The organism is Aeromicrobium erythreum, assembly GCF_001509405.1.
GTDB classification, from domain to species: Bacteria; Actinomycetota; Actinomycetes; order Propionibacteriales; family Nocardioidaceae; genus Aeromicrobium; species Aeromicrobium erythreum.
The window spans coordinates 1,407,605-1,424,503 of the sequence record NZ_CP011502.1; the positions used below are offsets into that span (position 1 = coordinate 1,407,605).

Here is a 16,899-nt window from a genome sequence, read left to right on the forward strand (position 1 = left end):
GCTGATGGCGCAGCCGTGGCGTGGTGTGCTCGAGGAGTACCGCGAGTGGCTCCCGGTCGACGAGGACACCCCGGTGATCTCGCTGGGCGAGGGCGGCACGCCGCTCGTCCACTCGGCCTGGCTGTCCTCGGTCGTCCAGGGCGACGTCTGGCTCAAGGTCGAGGGCGACAACCCGACGGGCTCCTTCAAGGACCGCGGCATGACGGCGGCCATCTCCGTGGCCGTCGGCGAGGGCGCGAAGGCCGTGGTGTGCGCGTCGACGGGCAACACGTCGGCGTCGATGACCGCCTACGCCGCTCGTGCCGGGCTCACCCCGATCGTGCTCGTCCCGCACGGCAAGATCGCGACCGGCAAGATGGCCCAGGCCGTCATGCACGGCGCGGAGGTCATCCAGGTGCGGGGCGGCTTCGACGAGTGCCTCCAGCTGTCGCGGGCCCTGGCCGACGAGTACCCGGTCGCGCTCGTGAACTCGGTCAACCCGGTGCGGCTCCAGGGCCAGAAGACCGCGGCGTTCGAGATCGTCGACGTCCTCGGCGACGCCCCCGACGTGCACGTGCTCCCGGTCGGCAACGCCGGCAACATCTCCGCCTACTGGATGGGCTACCGCGAGTACGCCGACGCCGGTCTCGCCACGCACCGTCCGCGGATGTGGGGCTTCCAGGCCGCCGGCGCCGCGCCGCTCGTCCGTGGCGAGGCCGTGGCGCGTCCCGAGACGGTCGCCACGGCGATCCGCATCGGCAACCCGGCGTCGTGGCAGCTGGCCATCGAGGCGCGCGACACGTCCGGCGGCCGCATCGACGCCGTCACCGACGAGCAGATCCTCGACGCGCAGCGTCGCCTGGGTGCCCACGACGGCGTGTTCGTCGAGCCCGGGTCCGCGGCGGGGGTCGCGGGCCTCCTGGCCGCCGCCGAGGCGGGCGAGGTCGACCCGGGTCTGCGCATCGCCGTGACCGTGACGGGCCACGGCCTGAAGGACGTCGAGACGGCGCTGTCGGGCGTGGAGTCCGTGGTCGACTCCGTCATCGACGCCGACGTGCACGACGCCGCGGCCGCCGCCGGCCTGGCCTGAGCGGCGCCGTCGTGGTCGACCAGCCGTTCCGCCGCGGGCCCGTGACGGTCCGCACGCCCGCCAGCAGCGCCAACCTCGGTCCGGGGTTCGACGCCCTCGGGCTCGCGCTCGACGTGCACGACGAGCTGACCGCCGAGGTCGTCCCCGGCGACGGTCTCGAGGTCGTCGTGGAGGGCGAGGCCGCCGACGAGGTGCCGCGCGACGAGCGCCACCTCGTGGTCCGTTCGCTCGACGCCGCCCTCGACCTCATGGGCGTGCGACGTCCGGGGTTGCGGCTCACGTGCCGCAACGTGGTGCCGCACGGGCGGGGGATGGGCTCGTCGTCGGCCGCGATCGTCGGCGGCATCGTGCTCGCGAAGGCACTCGTCGACGGTGTGGAGCCGCTCGACGACCGGGCGACGCTGCAGCTCGCCCAGGACATCGAGGGTCACCCCGACAACGTCGCCGCAGCCCTCCTCGGCGGCCTGACGATCGCGTGGATCGACGGCTTCGCCGCCGAGGCGGTCCGCCTCGACGTCACCGTCCCGCTGACCCTCTTCGTGCCGCCGGAGCCGGTCTCGACCGAGGCCGCGCGCGGCCTGCTCCCCGACGTGGTCAGCCACGCCGACGCCGCGACGAACGCCGGCCGTGCCGCGCTGCTCGTGGCGGCGCTGACGCAGGCGCCCGAGCGGCTCGCGTCGGCCACGGAGGACCTCCTGCACCAGCAGTACCGCGCCGGCGCGATGCCGGACTCCTACCGCCTGGTCCGCAGCCTGCGCGTCGACGGCGTGCCGGCGGTCATCTCCGGTGCCGGGCCCACGGTGCTCGCCTTCGCCCGGGGTGTCACGGACGCCGTCCCCGACGGCTGGAGGGTGCTCGAGGTCGACGTCGCCGACCGCGGTGCCCACGTCGTCCCGACGTCCTGAACGACGGCCCTGACCGCGCTCGTCGGGGGCGGATCGAGCGGCCGAGGGCACTGCTAGAGTGACGGACGTCGGTGTGGATCCCGTTCCCCGACACGTGTACGTCCGCCCGCCGTCGGCGGGTGGCCACGGTGCCCCGGTCTTCGCCGGAGGGCCTGTGGCGCCCCCTCCCACCCAGGAAGCATCCTCGTGACCGACACCCCCACTGACCAGTCTGCGTCCCCGTCGGCGGAGCCGGCCTCCGCCGCCCCCGCCAAGCCCGCCCGTCGCTCGGGCGGCGCGCTCGGGGGCAAGGTCCTCGCCGAGCTGCGCGAGATCGCGTCCGGCCTCGGCATCAGCGACGCCGGCAAGCTGCGCAAGGGCGAGCTGATCGACGCCATCAAGGCCGCCCGTGGCGAGAGCGCCCCGAGCGCCGTCCAGGCCGCCCCCGCCCAGCAGGCACCCCAGCAGGTCGAGCCGACCGCGCCGGAGAAGGCCCAGGGCGCGAAGCCCCAGGTCGAGAAGGACGAGAAGCCCCAGGGCGCACCTGCTGCCGAGGAGCAGGCGCGCGAGACCCCGCGCGGCCGCGGACGTCGCGCCCAGGGCGCCCCGTCGCAGGACGGCCAGCCCCAGGACGCCCAGGGCAAGGACGCCCAGGGCAAGGACGAGCAGAACCGCGGCCAGGGCAAGGGCCAGGGCCCGAAGAACGGCAACCAGCGCACCAAGAACGACGGGCAGCGCGACGGCCAGAAGAACGCTGAGCAGCAGAAGAACACCGAGAACCAGAAGAACGGCGACGGTCAGAAGAACGACGACCAGCGCCGCGGCGACCAGCAGCGCAAGGGCGACCAGCAGGGCGGCCAGGACGCCCCGCAGAAGAACGGCCAGCGCGGCGTCGACCCGCAGGCGGCCGACGACGACGAGGCCGGCGGACGTCGTCGCAACCGTCGCGGTCGCAACCGCGGCGGCCGCGGTGCCGACGGCGAGCCCACCTACACCGAGGACGACGTGCTGGTCCCCGCGGCCGGCATCCTCGACATCCTCGACAACTACGCCTTCGTGCGCACCACCGGCTACCTGCCGAGCGAGAACGACGTGTACGTCTCGCTGTCCATGGTCCGCAAGTGGGGTCTGCGCAAGGGCGACGCGGTCACCGGCCAGGTGCGCCAGCCGCGCGAAGGCGAGCGCAAGGAGAAGTTCAACCCGATGGTGCGGGTCGACACCGTCAACGGGACGCCGCTGGAGGAGGCGCGCGGCCGCATCGAGTTCTCCTCCATGACGCCCGTGCACCCCGAGGAGCGTCTGGTCCTCGAGACCGACCCGACGGTCGTGACCACCCGCCTCATCGACCTGTTCGCGCCCGTGGGCAAGGGACAGCGTCAGCTGGTCGTCTCGGAGCAGCGTGGTGGACGCTCGGCCCTCGTGCGCACCGTCGCCGACGCGCTGACGGCCAACAACCCCGAGTGCCACCTCATGGTCGTCCTGATCGACGAGCGCCCCGAGGAGGTCACGGAGCTGCAGCGCTCGGTCAAGGGCGAGGTCATCGCCTCGACCTTCGACCGTCCGGCCGCCGACCACACGACGGTGGCCGAGCTCGCCATCGAGCGTGCGAAGCGTCTGGTCGAGCTGGGTCACGACGTCGTCGTCCTGCTCGACTCCCTCACGCGGCTCGGCCGGGCCTACCACCAGGCGTCCACGGCCTCGAGCCGGATGGCCGGCGCGGTCGACGCGGCCGCCCTGCACCCGGTCAAGACGTTCTTCGGCGCGGCGCGCAACGCCGAGGACGGCGGCTCGCTGACGATCCTCGCGACGGCGCTGGCGGGCACGTCGTCCGTGGTCGACGAGGCCGTGCTGGAGGAGATCGACGGCGCCGCCAACAGCGTGCTGCGCCTGCAGGTCGACGAGAACCAGCAGGTCTTCCCGGCCGTCGACATCGCCGGCTCGCGCACCAACCACGAGGAGCTGCTGCTCGACGAGCAGGAGCTCGACATCCTCGTCGCCACGCGCCGGGCCCTGGTCGGGCGCAGCCCGCAGCAGGTCCTCGACACGGTCGTCGGGCGGCTGGAGAAGACCGGCAGCAACGCCGAGCTGCTCCTCGCGCTCCAGCGCAGCCCCCTGGCCTGAGCACGCCCCGACGGGCCCGCCGACCACGGTCGGCGGGCCCGTCGTGCGTGCCACGGACGGCCGGCGCGGCCCGCGCGCTGGTCTGCGACGGGTGGACCGCGTCCCTAGGATGGCGACGTGACCACTGCCTACGACTTCACCGCCACGACCATCGACGGCGCTCCGCGGGACCTCTCCGACTACCGGGGGAAGGTCCTGCTCGTCGTGAACACCGCCACGCAGTGCGGCTTCACCCCGCAGCTGACGGGCCTGGAGGAGCTGTACAGCCGGTACGCCGACCGCGGCCTCGTGGTCCTCGGCTTCCCGTGCGACCAGTTCGGCCACCAGAACCCCGACTCCGACGAGGACACGGCCGCCTTCTGCCAGAAGAACTACGGCGTGAGCTTCCCGATGTTCTCCCAGGTCGACGTCAACGGCGACGACGCGCACCCGCTGTACCGTTGGCTGCGCTCGGAGAAGGGCGGGGTGCTCGGCAGCAAGATCAAGTGGAACTTCACCAAGTTCCTGGTCGACTCCGAGGGCAACGTCGTGAAGCGCTACGGCTCGACGACGAAGCCCGAGAAGATCGCCGACGACGTCGAGGCGCTGCTGCCGGCCTGACCTCGTAGCGCGGCTGCTGCCTGGGGAACAACCGAGGGGCGGTGGCGGTTGTACGAGGTGCCCCTGGCACAATCGATCCCCGGTCCTGGTTCACGGTCCGCACCCGCGGCCCGACCCAGCACCACGAGAGGACACCATGAAGCGCGACATCCACCCCGAGTACGTCGAGACCCAGGTCACCTGCACCTGTGGCAACTCGTTCACCACCCGCAGCACCGCCACGGAGGGCACCCTCCGCGCCGACGTGTGCTCGGCCTGCCACCCGTTCTACACGGGCAAGCAGAAGATCCTCGACACCGGCGGCCGCGTGGCCCGGTTCGAGAAGCGCTACGGCAAGAAGTAGCTCCTCTCCGACGCCGACCCGATCCCTCGCGGACGGGTCGGCGTCGTCGTACGTCCGGGCGCGGTGCGCCGGCGAGACCGTGGGCGCGAGGTAGCAGAGAGGACCAGCATGTTCGAGGCCGTCGAGGCGCTGCTGTCCGAGCACGCCGAGCTCGAGCGACAGATGTCGGACCCTGCGACGCACGCCGACCCGGCGCGGGCCAAGAAGGTCGGGCGCCGCTACGCCGAGCTCGGTGCGGTCGTGCGTACCTACCGCGCCTGGCAGCAGTCCGGTGACGACCTCGAGGCCGCCCGTGAGCTCGAGCTGGTCGAGGACGCGGCCGAGCTGGCCGCCCAGCGCGCGGAGCTGGAGGAGCGGCTGCAGCGGCTGCTCGTGCCGCGCGACCCCGCCGACGACAAGGACGTCATCCTCGAGGTGAAGGGCGGCGAGGGCGGCGAGGAGTCGGCGCTGTTCGCCGGCGACCTGCTGCGCATGTACACGCGCTTCGCCGAGACGAAGGGCTGGCGGGTCGAGATCATCGACGCCACCGAGTCGGCGCTCGGGGGCTACAAGTCGGTCACGGCCTCGGTGGCGGCGAAGGGCACCCCCGAGCCCGGGCAGGCGCCCTACGCGCTGCTGAAGTTCGAGGGCGGCGTCCACCGCGTGCAGCGTGTCCCCGTCACCGAGTCCCAGGGCCGCATCCACACGTCGGCCGCCGGGGTCCTCGTGCTGCCCGAGGCCGAGGACGTCGACGTCCAGGTCAACGACGCCGACCTGCGCATCGATGTGTTCCGCTCGTCCGGGCCCGGAGGCCAGAGCGTCAACACCACCGACTCGGCCGTGCGCATCACCCATCTCCCGACCGGTCTCGTGGTGAGCTGCCAGAACGAGAAGAGCCAGCTCCAGAACAAGGAGCAGGCGCTGCGCATCCTGCGCTCGCGCCTGCTCGAGGCGGCACAGGCCGCGGCCGACGCCGAGGCGTCCGACGCGCGGCGCTCGCAGATCCGCACGGTCGACCGCTCCGAGCGCGTGCGCACCTACAACTTCCCCGAGAACCGCGTCTCCGACCACCGCACCGGGTTCAAGACCTACAACCTCGACGCCGTCATGGACGGCGCGCTCGACGACGTCATCGGCTCGCTCGTCGACGCCGACCTCGCCGAGCGGCTCGAGACCGCCGACGGGTCCCGCGCATGAGCCGCGTCCGCAGCCAGGCCGAGCGTCTGCTCGAGGAGGCCACGACCACGCTGACGGAGGCCGGCGTCGCCTCGCCGCGGGTCGACGCGGAGCTGCTCCTCGCCCACGTCACCGGCACCCCGCGCGGCATGCTGCTCGGCGCACGCCTCCAGGGTCCGCAGCTGCAGGTCTACCGCGACATGGTCGCGGCGCGCGCCCGGCGCGTCCCGCTGCAGCACCTCACCGGCTCTGCCGGCTTCCGCTACGTCGACCTCGAGGTCGGTCCCGGCGTGTTCGTCCCGCGTCCGGAGACCGAGCTGCTGGCGGGCTGGGCGGTCGAGCAGGCGTCGGCCGTGCTGTCCTCGGGTCGCTCGGCACCGCCCGTGGTCGTCGACCTCTGCACCGGGTCCGGCGCAATAGCGCTGTCCGTCGTGCACGAGGTGCCGCGGGCCCAGGTGCACGCCGTCGAGCTCGACGAGCAGGCGTTCGCGTGGGCGGAGCGCAACCTCGGCGACACGGGCGCCGACCTGCGGCTCGGCGACGCGTTCGAGGCCTTCGCCGACCTCGACGGCACCGTCGACGTCGTGGTGTGCAACCCGCCGTACATCCCGCTCGACGCGTGGGAGAGCGTGGCGCCCGAGGCCCGCGACCACGACCCGTCCCTGGCGCTCTGGTCGGGCGACGACGGGCTCGACGCCATGCGCCGCCTGGAGCGCACGGCGTGGCGCCTGCTGCGACCGGGCGGTGTCGTCGGGGCCGAGCACGCCGATGCGCAGGGGGAGTCGGCCCCCGCCGTGTTCGCCGGCCGGTGGGCCGACGTGCGCGACCACGCGGACCTCGCGGACCGGCCGCGGTACGTCACCGCGCGCCGTCCGTGAGCGGCTCGCCGCGCACGAGTCGGGACCTCCGGCGCGGCGCGGAGCGGGATCGATAGGGTCGCGACATGGTCGCCGAGCTCCTGATCCACGGGGCCGCCTTCGCCTTCGGGGTGGGATCGGCGATCCTCCCGGTGTTCCTCAACGCCGAGGTCTACGTCGTCGCCATGGGCGCGACGATGCAGGACTGGATGCTGTTCTGGGGCGTCATGGCGCTGAGCGTCGGCACGGTCGCGGGCAAGGCGCTCGTGTTCGTGCTGATCCGCGGCGGGTCGCAGCGCTTCCGTCGCGAGGCGCGCCGCTCCGAGCCCCGCTACCGGTTCACGGCCTGGCTGCGGCGGGTCGGCGACCTGCTCCTGACCTGGCTCGACCGCCCGGTGCTCGGCGCGGCCACCGTGCTCCTCTCGTCCCTCCTGGCGGTGCCACCGCTCGCGGTGGTGACGATCCTGGCGCCGCTGTCGCGGCAGCGTCTCTGGGTGTTCCTCACGATGGTCTTCCTCGGTCGGACGGCGCAGTTCCTGGCGCTCGCGTTCCTCGTGCACGGGCTCGACCTGCTGGACGCCGTGCACGACCTGTGGTGACCGCTGGGCCCACCCGCGCCCGCTAGGGTGGCCCGGTGAGGTACGACTGCGCCGACGAGGAGATGCGCCGCACCGGCGTCGACGCCGCCCAGGCGGCACTGGAGGCCGGCGAGCTCGCCGTGCTGCCCACCGACACCGTCTACGGCCTGGCCGCCGACGCGTTCTCGCCCGAGGCCGTCCAGCGCCTGCTGGACGCCAAGGGGCGCACGCGCCAGAAGCCGCCACCGGTCCTGGTCGGGGCGCCGACGACGCTCGAGGCCCTGGTCACCGAGGTGCCGGGATGGCTGCGCTCGATGACCACCGAGCTGTGGCCCGGACCTCTCACGGTGGTGTGCCGGCAGCAGCCGTCTCTCACGTGGGACCTGGGGGAGACCCACCACACCGTCGCGGTGCGCATGCCCGACCACCCCGTCGCGCTCGGTCTGCTCAAGCAGACCGGGCCGCTCGCCGTGAGCAGCGCGAACCTGACCGGTGAGCCGGCCGCCACCACGATCGAGGACGCCGAGCGGATGCTGGGCACGTCCGTCAGCGTCTACCTCGACGCCGGTCAGAGCCCCGGGGGCACCGCGTCCACCATCCTCGACGTCACGGGCGCGACGCCCCGCATCCTGCGCGAGGGTCCGATCGGGCTCGACGTGCTCCACCGGTTCAACAACACGGTGGAGCCGCTCGGTGCGTGAGTACCTCGTCGTCTTCGGCGTCGCCCTGGGGGTGACCTACCTCCTCGCCTCGATCGCCAGGACGCTCGCGATGCGCTTCGGAGCCGTCGCCAAGGTGCGTGACCGCGACGTGCACGCGATCCCCACCCCGTACTTCGGGGGCCCCGCCATGCTCGGCGGGCTCGTCTCGGCCTACCTGGTGGCGACCCACCTGCCGTTCCTGTCCCGCAACGAGGACGCCGTCTTCGGCGACGCCCGCGCCGTCATCGTGGGCGGTGCCGTCATCTGCCTCGTCGGCGTGATCGACGACCTCTTCGAGCTCGACGCGCTCAGCAAGTTCGCCGGCCAGGTCATGGCCGGCGTCGTCGTCGTCGCGATGGGCCTGCAGTTCCTCTACCTGCCGCTGTACAACAACTACCTCGGACTCGACAACGCGCAGTCGATCATCTTCACGGTGCTGCTGATCGTCACCACCGCGAACGCCGTCAACTTCGTCGACGGCCTCGACGGGCTGGCCGCCGGCATGGTCGCGATCGGCGCGGTGGCCTTCTTCTCCTACGCCTTCTCCCTCGCGGTCGTGAACGGCGAGGCACGCGCCATCGGCGCCGCGCTGCTCACGGCCGCCCTGGCGGGCGCCTGCCTCGGCATCCTGCCGCACAACTTCTTCCCGGCCCGCATGTTCATCGGCGACTCCGGGTCGATGCTGATCGGCTTCGTGCTCGCGTGCTCCTCGATCAGCCTCACGGGACAGTTCCCGGCCACCAGCCTGTCCGAGGGCGTCGGTGGCGGGGCGGCGAGCTTCCTGCCCGCCCTGCTGCCGCTCTTCCTGCCGTTCGCGATCCTCATCGTGCCGTTCGTCGACCTGGGTCTCGCGGTCGTGCGCCGCACCCGGGCGGGACGGTCGCCGTTCAGCCCCGACAAGATGCACATCCACCACCGGCTGCTCGAGATCGGGCACTCGCACCGTCGTGCCGTGCTGCTCATGTACGCCGCCGCCGGCCTGGTGGCCTTCGGCAGCGTCGTGGTGAGCCTGTTCAGCGGCTGGCAGTCGATCGTCGGGTTCGGCGTGCTGAGCGTGCTCACGGCCGCGGCCGTCTTCGTGCTCCCACGGCTCGAGCAGCGCGTCTGGGACGGCTCGTGAGGTCCGCAGATCGGTCGGCCCTCGGCTCGCAGGCCCTGGCGTACGGGGCCGTCGTGGCTCTTGCCGCCGTCGCGGGGCTCGCCGTGCGGGGGACCGCCGGGCTGCTGGGCGCCCTGCTCGCGGGTGTCGTCGTCGCGGTGTTCCTCGGCTCGACGCCCGTCGTCCTGAACCCGGTGGCGCGCTCGAGCCCGGTGCTCTCGCTCCCTGCGGCCGTGCTCTTCTTCCTCGTCAAGGCGTTCGCCGCCATGGCCGTGCTGTTCCTGCTCTTCGACGTCGGGGGAGTGGCCGAGCACGTCGACCGGCGCACCTTCGGGCTCGCCGCAGTGGTGTGCAGCCTGGTCTGGACCGCCTTGGCGCTGTGGTCCTTCCGGCGCCGCCGGGTCCTCACCTATGACCTGGGCGACACCCCGTCGTGACCCCCTGGTAGCCTCACTCATGCGCCGGACCGGATCCGCCCAGCGACCGGGCCCGACGTGAACGATGACGCTGGCCGTACTGCCGGATCGCCGACCTTCGTCGGAATCGACCGCGCCATGAGACAAAGGTGACCGAGTGACCCTCGCCTCGACCGCCCTGGTGGCTGCCGCTGACGGCCCGCCGCAGCCCGGCCCCGGGAGCTTCCTGCTCCCGCCGACGTTCACGATCGGCGGGTGGGAGGTCAACAAGCCCGAGCTGTTCCTCGTGCTGTCGCTGGTGATCGTCTTCGCCTTCGCCTACGCCACGAGCCGCAAGGCCCAGGTCGTGCCCGGGCGCCTGCAGTTCGCCGGAGAGCTCGTGTACGGGTTCATCCGCAACTCCATCGCGCGCGACAACATCGGCAGCGCCGACTACATGAAGTACGTGCCGTACCTCTTCACGGTCTTCCTCTTCGTGCTGGTCAACAACTTCTACGGCGTCATCCCGGTGATCCAGTTCCCGTCGATGTCGAAGTTCGGCTTCCCCGTCGCGCTGGCCCTGGTCACGTGGCTGATCTACAACGTCGCCGGCATCGGCCGCCACGGCTTCTTCGGCTACCTCAAGCACCAGACGGTCCCGGCCGGCGCCAAGGGCCCGATCCTGATCGCCCTGGTGCCGCTGGAGTTCCTCTCCAACATCATCGTGCGCCCCTTCACGCTGGCGCTGCGTCTCTTCGCGACCATGTTCGCCGGTCACCTGCTGATCCTGCTGTTCTCGCTGGGTGCCGCGTACCTGGTCACGGGCTACGCCAACGCCGCCATCGGCATCCCGGCCGGCGTGCTCTCCTTCGTGCTCGGCATCGGGGTCAGCTTCCTCGACATGCTGATCATGTTCCTGCAGGCCTACGTCTTCACGCTGCTGACCGCGATGTACATCGGCAGCGCGATCGCCGACGAGCACTGAGCTCGGCCGGCTCCATCCGACCACTTCTCGACCCGCACCAGACGCGTCCGCGTCGTCACGAAAGGAAAGAACCGTCATGAATGGTTCCATCGCCACCGTCGGCCTCGGCCTCGCTGCCATCGGCCCGGCCATCGCCGTCGGTCTGATCTTCGCCGCCTACGTCACGGGCGTCGCCCGTCAGCCCGAGGCGCAGGGCCGTCTCCAGGGCATCGCGATCTTCGGCTTCGTCCTCGCGGAGCAGTTCTTCATCATCGCGCTGGCCCTCGCCTTCGTCTTCGGCTACAACTGATCCTCTGCTAAGGGAGATTCACCATGAGCGCGATCCTGGTCGCAGCAGCTGAGGGGGAGGAGCACAACCCCCTGATCCCGGAGCTGCCGGAGATCGTCCTGGGCCTGGTGGTCCTGGGGATCCTCTTCCTCCTGATCCGCAAGTTCGTCGTGCCCAACTTCGAGAAGGCCTTCGCCGAGCGCACGGCCGCGATCGAGGGCGGGATCGAGGAGGCCAAGTCGGCGCAGCAGGAGGCCCAGGCCGCGCTCGAGCAGTACACGGCGCAGCTCGCCGACGCCCGTCACGAGGCCGCTCGCATCCGCGAGGAGGCCAAGGAGCAGGGCGCGCAGATCATCGCCGAGCTCCGGGCCCAGGCCCAGGAGGAGGCTGCCCGCATCACCGCGACCGCGCACGCGCAGGTCGAGGCGGAGCGCTCGCAGGCCCTCGCCCAGCTCAAGTCCGAGGTGGGCTCGCTCGCCACGGACCTCGCCGGGCGCATCGTCGGTGAGTCGCTCGAGGACGAGGCGCGTCAGCGTCGCACCGTCGAGCGCTTCATCACGGAGCTGGAGGGGTCGGCCAACTGATGCGAGGCATCTCCGCGCGGTCCCTCGAGGGGGTCCTGTCCGCCGTCGAGTCGGCCCAGGACTCGGCGGACCTCGGCACGCAGCTGTTCGGCGTCGTGTCCCTGCTGGACGCCAACCCGGCGCTGCGCCGGGTGCTCACCGACCCGTCGACCGAGTCCGACGCCAAGGCGGGTCTCGCGTCCCGTGTGCTCGGCTCGCGGGTCGGTCCGGGCACGGTCGACGTCGTCCGCGCCGCCGCCGCCGCGCGGTGGAACGCCGGTCGTGACCTCGCCGACGCCCTCGAGACCGCCGGCGCCAGCGCCGTGGTCGCGCGGGCCGACGCCGCCGGCTCGCTAGAGCAGCTCGAGACCGAGCTGTTCGAGATCGGACGCGCCGTGGCCGCCGACGTCGAGCTCCGCGGTGTCGTGGCCGACCGGTCCTACCCGGCCCAGGCGAAGGCGACGCTGCTCGCGACGCTGTTCGGCTCCAAGGTCTCCACCGAGGCCCTCGAGCTGGCGCAGCAGGCCGTCGTGGCACGCACCGGCTCGTTCGAGAAGGTGCTCACCGCCTTCGGCGACGTGGCCGCGCAGCGTCGTGACCGCGCCGTCGCCGTCGTGCGGGTCGCCTACGACCTCTCCGACGACGAGCGCACCCGGCTCGCCTCGGCCCTGGCCGCCAAGTACGGCCGCGACGTGCACCTCAACGTCGTCGTCGACCCGAGCGTCGTCGGAGGCATCGCCGTCTCCCTCGGCGGCGAGGTCGTCGACGGCACCATGTCCAGCCGGCTCGAGGCCGCCCGCCGGCGGCTCGCGGGCTGACCCACCCCATTTCTTCCGGCTCCACCCAGCCACCAGACCCACAGAAGGCAGGCAGAAACATGACGGAACTCTCCATCCGTCCCGAGGAGATCCGCGACGCGCTGCAGCAGTTCGTCTCCGAGTACTCCCCGAGCGCCAGCAAGACCGAAGAGGTCGGCATCGTCGCCGAGGCGGCGGACGGCATCGCGCGCGTCGAGGGTCTGCCCTCGGCCATGGCCAACGAGCTGCTCGAGTTCGAGGACGGCACGCTCGGCCTCGCGCTGAACCTCGACGTCCGCGAGATCGGTGTCGTCATCCTGGGTGACTTCGCCGGCATCGAGGAGGGCCAGAAGGTCAAGCGCACCGGCGAGGTGCTGTCCGTGCCCGTGGGCGACGGCTACCTCGGCCGCGTCGTGGACCCGCTGGGCGAGCCCATCGACGGTCTCGGCGAGATCGCCACCGACGGTCGTCGCGCCCTGGAGCTCCAGGCGCCCACCGTCGTGCAGCGCAAGTCGGTGCACGAGCCGCTCATGACCGGCATCAAGGCGATCGACTCGCTGACGCCGATCGGCCGTGGCCAGCGCCAGCTGATCATCGGCGACCGCCAGACCGGCAAGACCGCCATCGCGATCGACACGATCATCAACCAGAAGGAGTTCTGGGAGAGCGGCGACCCGACCAAGCAGGTCCGCTGCATCTACGTCGGCATCGGCCAGAAGGGCTCGACGATCGCCAGCGTGCGTGGCGCGCTCGAGGACGCCGGCGCGCTGGAGTACACGACCATCGTGGCCGCTCCCGCCTCCGACTCCGCAGGCTTCAAGTACCTCGCCCCGTACACCGGCTCGGCCATCGGCCAGCACTGGATGTACCAGGGCAAGCACGTCCTGATCATCTTCGACGACCTGTCGAAGCAGGCCGAGGCCTACCGCGCCGTCTCGCTGCTGCTGCGTCGTCCGCCGGGCCGCGAGGCCTACCCCGGCGACGTCTTCTACCTCCACAGCCGGCTGCTCGAGCGTTGCGCCAAGCTCAACGACGAGCTCGGCGCGGGCTCGATGACGGGTCTGCCCGTCATCGAGACGAAGGCCAACGACGTGTCGGCCTACATCCCGACGAACGTCATCTCGATCACCGACGGCCAGATCTTCCTGCAGTCCGACCTCTTCAACGCCAACCAGCGTCCCGCGGTCGACGTCGGCATCTCGGTGTCGCGCGTCGGTGGTGCGGCGATGACGAAGGCCATGAAGGCGGTCACCGGCTCGCTCAAGGTCGACCTCGCGCAGTTCCGCGCCATGGAGGCCTTCGCCATGTTCGCCTCCGACCTCGACGCCGCCTCGAAGGCGCAGCTCGCCCGTGGCCAGCGCCTCATGGAGCTGTTCAAGCAGGGCCAGTACGCGCCGTTCCCGATGGAGCAGCAGGTCGTGTCGCTGTGGGCCGGTACCCAGGGCAAGCTCGACCCGGTGCCCGTGGAGGACATCAGCCGCTTCGAGGAGGAGTTCCTCGACTACGTCAAGCGCTCCCACGAGGGCATCTTCTCGGCGATCCGCGAGACCGGGAAGTTCGACGACGACACCGCGTCGTCGCTCGAGTCGGCCTACGAGGCGTTCGTCGAGCAGTTCGAGACCAGCGAGGGCGAGCGCATCTCGGTCGGTCGCGAGGAGTTCGAGGCTCTTGACGACGAGGACGTCGAGCAGGAGCAGATCGTCAAGCAGAAGCGGAGCTGACCCACTATGGCAGCGTCGGTACGAGAGCTACGCGCGAAGATCAGGTCGACCCAGGCGACCAAGAAGATCACGCGCGCCATGGAGCTCATCGCCGCCTCGCGCATCATCAAGGCGCAGCAGCACGCGGCGGCGGCAGCCCCGTACGCGCGTGAGCTGACCCGGGCGGTGTCCGCGGTGGCCACGTTCTCCAACGTCGACCACCCGCTCACCACCGAGAAGGAGAACCCGACGCGCGCCGCGGTGCTCGTGATCACGAGCGACCGCGGGCTCGCGGGGTCGTACTCCTCCAGCGTCCTCAAGGAGGCGGAGCGACTCACCGAGAAGCTGCGCTCCGAGGGCAAGGAGGTCGACTTCTACCTCTCCGGACGCAAGGCGGTCACGTACTTCACGTTCCGTCAGCGCGAGTTCGTCCAGTCCTGGACGGGCTACTCCGACAAGCCCGAGTTCGCCAACGCCCGCGAGATCGGCGACGCGCTGACCTCGCTGTTCGCCGAGGACGAGACCTCCGAGGAGGCGATCGACCCCGCGCGCGCCGTGGACGAGCTGCACATCGTGTTCACGCGCTTCAAGTCGATGCTCACGCAGGAGCCGGACGTCATCCGCCTGCTCCCGCTCGAGGTCGTCGAGGGCACGGAGACGCCGGACGAGTCCGAGCTGCTCCCGCTGTACGAGTTCGAGCCGTCGGCGCACGAGGTGCTCGACGCGCTGCTGCCGAAGTACGTGAACAGCCGCATCTACTACTGCCAGCTGCAGGCAGCGGCCTCTGAGCTCGCTGCCCGCCAGAAGGCCATGAAGTCCGCGACCGACAACGCGCAGGACCTCATCGAGAAGTACACCCGCATCGCCAACCAGGCCCGCCAGGCCGGCATTACCCAGGAGATCAGCGAGATCGTGGGCGGCGCGAACGCGCTCGCCGACGCCACGGCTGGTCAGGAGTGAGAGAGCTATGACTGCCACTGCCGAAGAGAAGACCACCACCACCGGTCGCGTCGCGCGGGTCATCGGACCGGTGCTCGACATCGAGTTCCCCTCGGACGCGATGCCGGAGATCTACAACGCGCTCACGGTCGACACCCAGATCGAGGGTCGCGAGGAGACGCTGACCCTCGAGGTCGCGCAGCACATCGGTGACGGCCTCGTCCGCGCCATCTCGCTGCGTCCGACCGACGGCATCGTCCGCGGCAGCGTCGTCACCGACACCGGTGCGCCGATCTCGGTGCCCGTCGGCGACCAGACGCTGGGCAAGGTGTTCAACACCACCGGACAGGTCATGAACCTCGAGGAGGGTCAGACCTTCGACGTCAACGAGCGCTGGGGCATCCACCGCAAGGCGCCCGCGTTCGACCAGCTCGAGTCCAAGACGCAGATGTTCCAGACCGGCATCAAGGTCATCGACCTGCTGACGCCCTACGTGCTCGGCGGCAAGATCGGCCTGTTCGGCGGCGCCGGCGTCGGCAAGACGGTGCTCATCCAGGAGATGATCGCCCGTGTCGCCAAGGACCACGACGGTGTGTCGGTGTTCGCCGGTGTCGGCGAGCGCACCCGTGAGGGCAACGACCTCATCGCCGAGATGGAGGAGGCGGGCGTCCTCGACAAGGTGGCGCTGGTCTTCGGCCAGATGGACGAGCCGCCGGGAGCGCGTCTGCGCGTGGCGCTGTCCGCGCTGACGATGGCGGAGTACTTCCGCGACGTGCAGAAGCAGGACGTGCTGCTCTTCATCGACAACATCTTCCGGTTCACGCAGGCCGGCTCGGAGGTCTCGACGCTGCTCGGCCGCATGCCGTCCGCGGTGGGCTACCAGCCGACCCTCGCCGACGAGATGGGCGTGCTCCAGGAGCGGATCACCTCGACGCGTGGCCACTCGATCACCTCGCTGCAGGCGATCTACGTGCCCGCCGACGACTACACCGACCCGGCGCCGGCCACCACGTTCGCGCACCTGGACGCCACGACCGAGCTCTCCCGCGAGATCGCGTCGCTCGGCATCTACCCAGCCGTGGACCCGCTGACGTCGACGTCGCGCATCCTCGACCCGCGCTACATCGCCGACGACCACTACCAGACGGCGAACCGCGTCAAGGGCATCCTGCAGCGCAACAAGGAGCTCCAGGACATCATCGCGATCCTCGGTGTCGACGAGCTCAGCGAGGAGGACAAGACGATCGTCTCGCGCGCTCGTCGCATCCAGCGCTTCCTCAGCCAGAACACGTACGTGGCCAAGCAGTTCACCGGCATCGAGGGCTCGACGGTCCCGCTCGATGAGACCATCGACGCCTTCACGAAGATCTGCGACGGCGAGTACGACCACGTGGCCGAGCAGGCCTTCTTCATGTGCGGCGGTCTGGACGACGTCGACGCGAAGTGGGCCGAGATCCAGAAGAACTCCTGATGGCCGACACGTCGCTCCAGGTCGAGCTGGTCGCAGCCGACCGCGTCGTGTGGTCGGGCCAGGCCGACGAGGTCGTCGCGCGCACCGTCGAGGGTGACCTCGGCGTCCTCGTCGGGCACGCCCCGCTGCTGTCGGTCCTCGTGCCCGGCGTGGTGAAGATCAAGGCGGGCACGGAGACCGTGGTCGCTGTCGTCGAGGACGGCTTCCTGTCCGTCGCCGACGACCGCGTCTCCATCCTCAGCGAGGACACGTCGCTGGTCTCCGAGCTCGACCGCGAGCAGGTGCAGGCCGAGCTCGAGCAGGCGCGCTCGGCGGACGACACGGACGCGGTGCTGCGCGCCGAGGCCAAGCTGCGGGGCATCGAGCTCGCCTAG

Annotated in this window: 19 protein-coding genes; all 19 read left to right on the forward strand. The window is 71.1% G+C overall.

Translation table 11 applies throughout. The features are described from left to right. Nucleotides 1-4 precede the first annotated feature (4 nt). The 19 genes from thrC (at nt 5) to Aeryth_RS06720 (ending at nt 16,899) form a co-directional block, all read left to right on the forward strand. Nucleotides 5-1,069: a threonine synthase gene (gene thrC, locus Aeryth_RS06630; RefSeq protein WP_067856247.1), complete on the forward strand. Its 1,065-nt coding sequence runs from the start codon at nt 5-7 to the stop codon at nt 1,067-1,069. A gap of 11 nt (nt 1,070-1,080) precedes the next feature. Beyond that, nucleotides 1,081-1,974 (forward strand): homoserine kinase, encoded by an 894-nt coding sequence (gene thrB / locus Aeryth_RS06635; protein WP_067856250.1) that lies wholly within the window; start codon nt 1,081-1,083, stop codon nt 1,972-1,974. A 186-nt stretch (nt 1,975-2,160) separates the two neighbouring features. Then, the gene (rho, locus tag Aeryth_RS06640; protein WP_067856253.1) at nt 2,161-4,074 is read left to right on the forward strand and encodes a transcription termination factor Rho; all 1,914 of its coding nucleotides are present in this window, start codon (nt 2,161-2,163) and stop codon (nt 4,072-4,074) included. 117 nt (nt 4,075-4,191) lie between these two features. Next, nucleotides 4,192-4,674, forward strand: a complete 483-nt coding sequence (locus Aeryth_RS06645) for a glutathione peroxidase (protein WP_067856256.1) — start codon at nt 4,192-4,194, stop codon at nt 4,672-4,674. 136 nt (nt 4,675-4,810) lie between these two features. After that, nucleotides 4,811-5,017, forward strand: a complete 207-nt coding sequence (gene rpmE / locus Aeryth_RS06650) for a 50S ribosomal protein L31 (protein ID WP_067856259.1) — start codon at nt 4,811-4,813, stop codon at nt 5,015-5,017. 108 nt (nt 5,018-5,125) lie between these two features. Beyond that, entirely contained in the window at nt 5,126-6,193 is a 1,068-nt protein-coding gene (gene prfA, locus Aeryth_RS06655; protein ID WP_067856262.1) for a peptide chain release factor 1, read from the forward strand. Further along, the gene (gene prmC / locus Aeryth_RS06660; RefSeq protein WP_067856265.1) at nt 6,190-7,050 is read left to right on the forward strand and encodes a peptide chain release factor N(5)-glutamine methyltransferase; all 861 of its coding nucleotides are present in this window, start codon (nt 6,190-6,192) and stop codon (nt 7,048-7,050) included. The genes prfA and prmC overlap by 4 nt, the downstream gene beginning before the upstream one ends. 65 nt (nt 7,051-7,115) lie before the next feature. Then, nucleotides 7,116-7,628, forward strand: coding sequence for a VTT domain-containing protein (locus Aeryth_RS06665; RefSeq protein WP_067856268.1), 513 nt, complete (start codon nt 7,116-7,118; stop codon nt 7,626-7,628). Nucleotides 7,629-7,663: 35 nt separating this feature from the next. Continuing rightward, the gene (locus tag Aeryth_RS06670) at nt 7,664-8,308 is read left to right on the forward strand and encodes an L-threonylcarbamoyladenylate synthase (protein WP_236749839.1); all 645 of its coding nucleotides are present in this window, start codon (nt 7,664-7,666) and stop codon (nt 8,306-8,308) included. Further along, nucleotides 8,301-9,428 (forward strand): glycosyltransferase family 4 protein, encoded by a 1,128-nt coding sequence (locus Aeryth_RS06675; protein WP_067856274.1) that lies wholly within the window; start codon nt 8,301-8,303, stop codon nt 9,426-9,428. The genes Aeryth_RS06670 and Aeryth_RS06675 overlap by 8 nt, the downstream gene beginning before the upstream one ends. Continuing rightward, nucleotides 9,425-9,844, forward strand: coding sequence for a hypothetical protein (locus tag Aeryth_RS06680; protein ID WP_067856276.1), 420 nt, complete (start codon nt 9,425-9,427; stop codon nt 9,842-9,844). Before Aeryth_RS06675 ends, Aeryth_RS06680 begins: the two co-directional genes overlap by 4 nt. Nucleotides 9,845-9,980: 136 nt before the next feature. Beyond that, the gene (gene atpB, locus Aeryth_RS06685) at nt 9,981-10,787 is read left to right on the forward strand and encodes a F0F1 ATP synthase subunit A (RefSeq protein WP_083516314.1); all 807 of its coding nucleotides are present in this window, start codon (nt 9,981-9,983) and stop codon (nt 10,785-10,787) included. A 76-nt stretch (nt 10,788-10,863) separates the two neighbouring features. Then, entirely contained in the window at nt 10,864-11,076 is a 213-nt protein-coding gene (locus tag Aeryth_RS06690; protein ID WP_067856280.1) for an ATP synthase F0 subunit C, read from the forward strand. A gap of 23 nt (nt 11,077-11,099) precedes the next feature. Next, nucleotides 11,100-11,639: a F0F1 ATP synthase subunit B gene (locus Aeryth_RS06695; protein WP_067856282.1), complete on the forward strand. Its 540-nt coding sequence runs from the start codon at nt 11,100-11,102 to the stop codon at nt 11,637-11,639. Continuing rightward, entirely contained in the window at nt 11,639-12,436 is a 798-nt protein-coding gene (locus tag Aeryth_RS06700; RefSeq protein ID WP_067856285.1) for a F0F1 ATP synthase subunit delta, read from the forward strand. Before Aeryth_RS06695 ends, Aeryth_RS06700 begins: the two co-directional genes overlap by 1 nt. A 59-nt stretch (nt 12,437-12,495) precedes the next feature. After that, a complete protein-coding gene (atpA, locus tag Aeryth_RS06705) occupies nt 12,496-14,136 on the forward strand; it encodes a F0F1 ATP synthase subunit alpha (protein WP_067856287.1) in 1,641 nt (546 codons plus the stop codon). A gap of 6 nt (nt 14,137-14,142) precedes the next feature. Next, nucleotides 14,143-15,075, forward strand: coding sequence for a F0F1 ATP synthase subunit gamma (locus tag Aeryth_RS06710; RefSeq protein ID WP_067856289.1), 933 nt, complete (start codon nt 14,143-14,145; stop codon nt 15,073-15,075). Nucleotides 15,076-15,082: 7 nt separating this feature from the next. Next, a complete protein-coding gene (gene atpD, locus Aeryth_RS06715) occupies nt 15,083-16,525 on the forward strand; it encodes a F0F1 ATP synthase subunit beta (RefSeq protein WP_067856292.1) in 1,443 nt (480 codons plus the stop codon). Next, nucleotides 16,525-16,899 (forward strand): F0F1 ATP synthase subunit epsilon, encoded by a 375-nt coding sequence (locus Aeryth_RS06720; RefSeq protein ID WP_067856295.1) that lies wholly within the window; start codon nt 16,525-16,527, stop codon nt 16,897-16,899. The genes atpD and Aeryth_RS06720 overlap by 1 nt, the downstream gene beginning before the upstream one ends.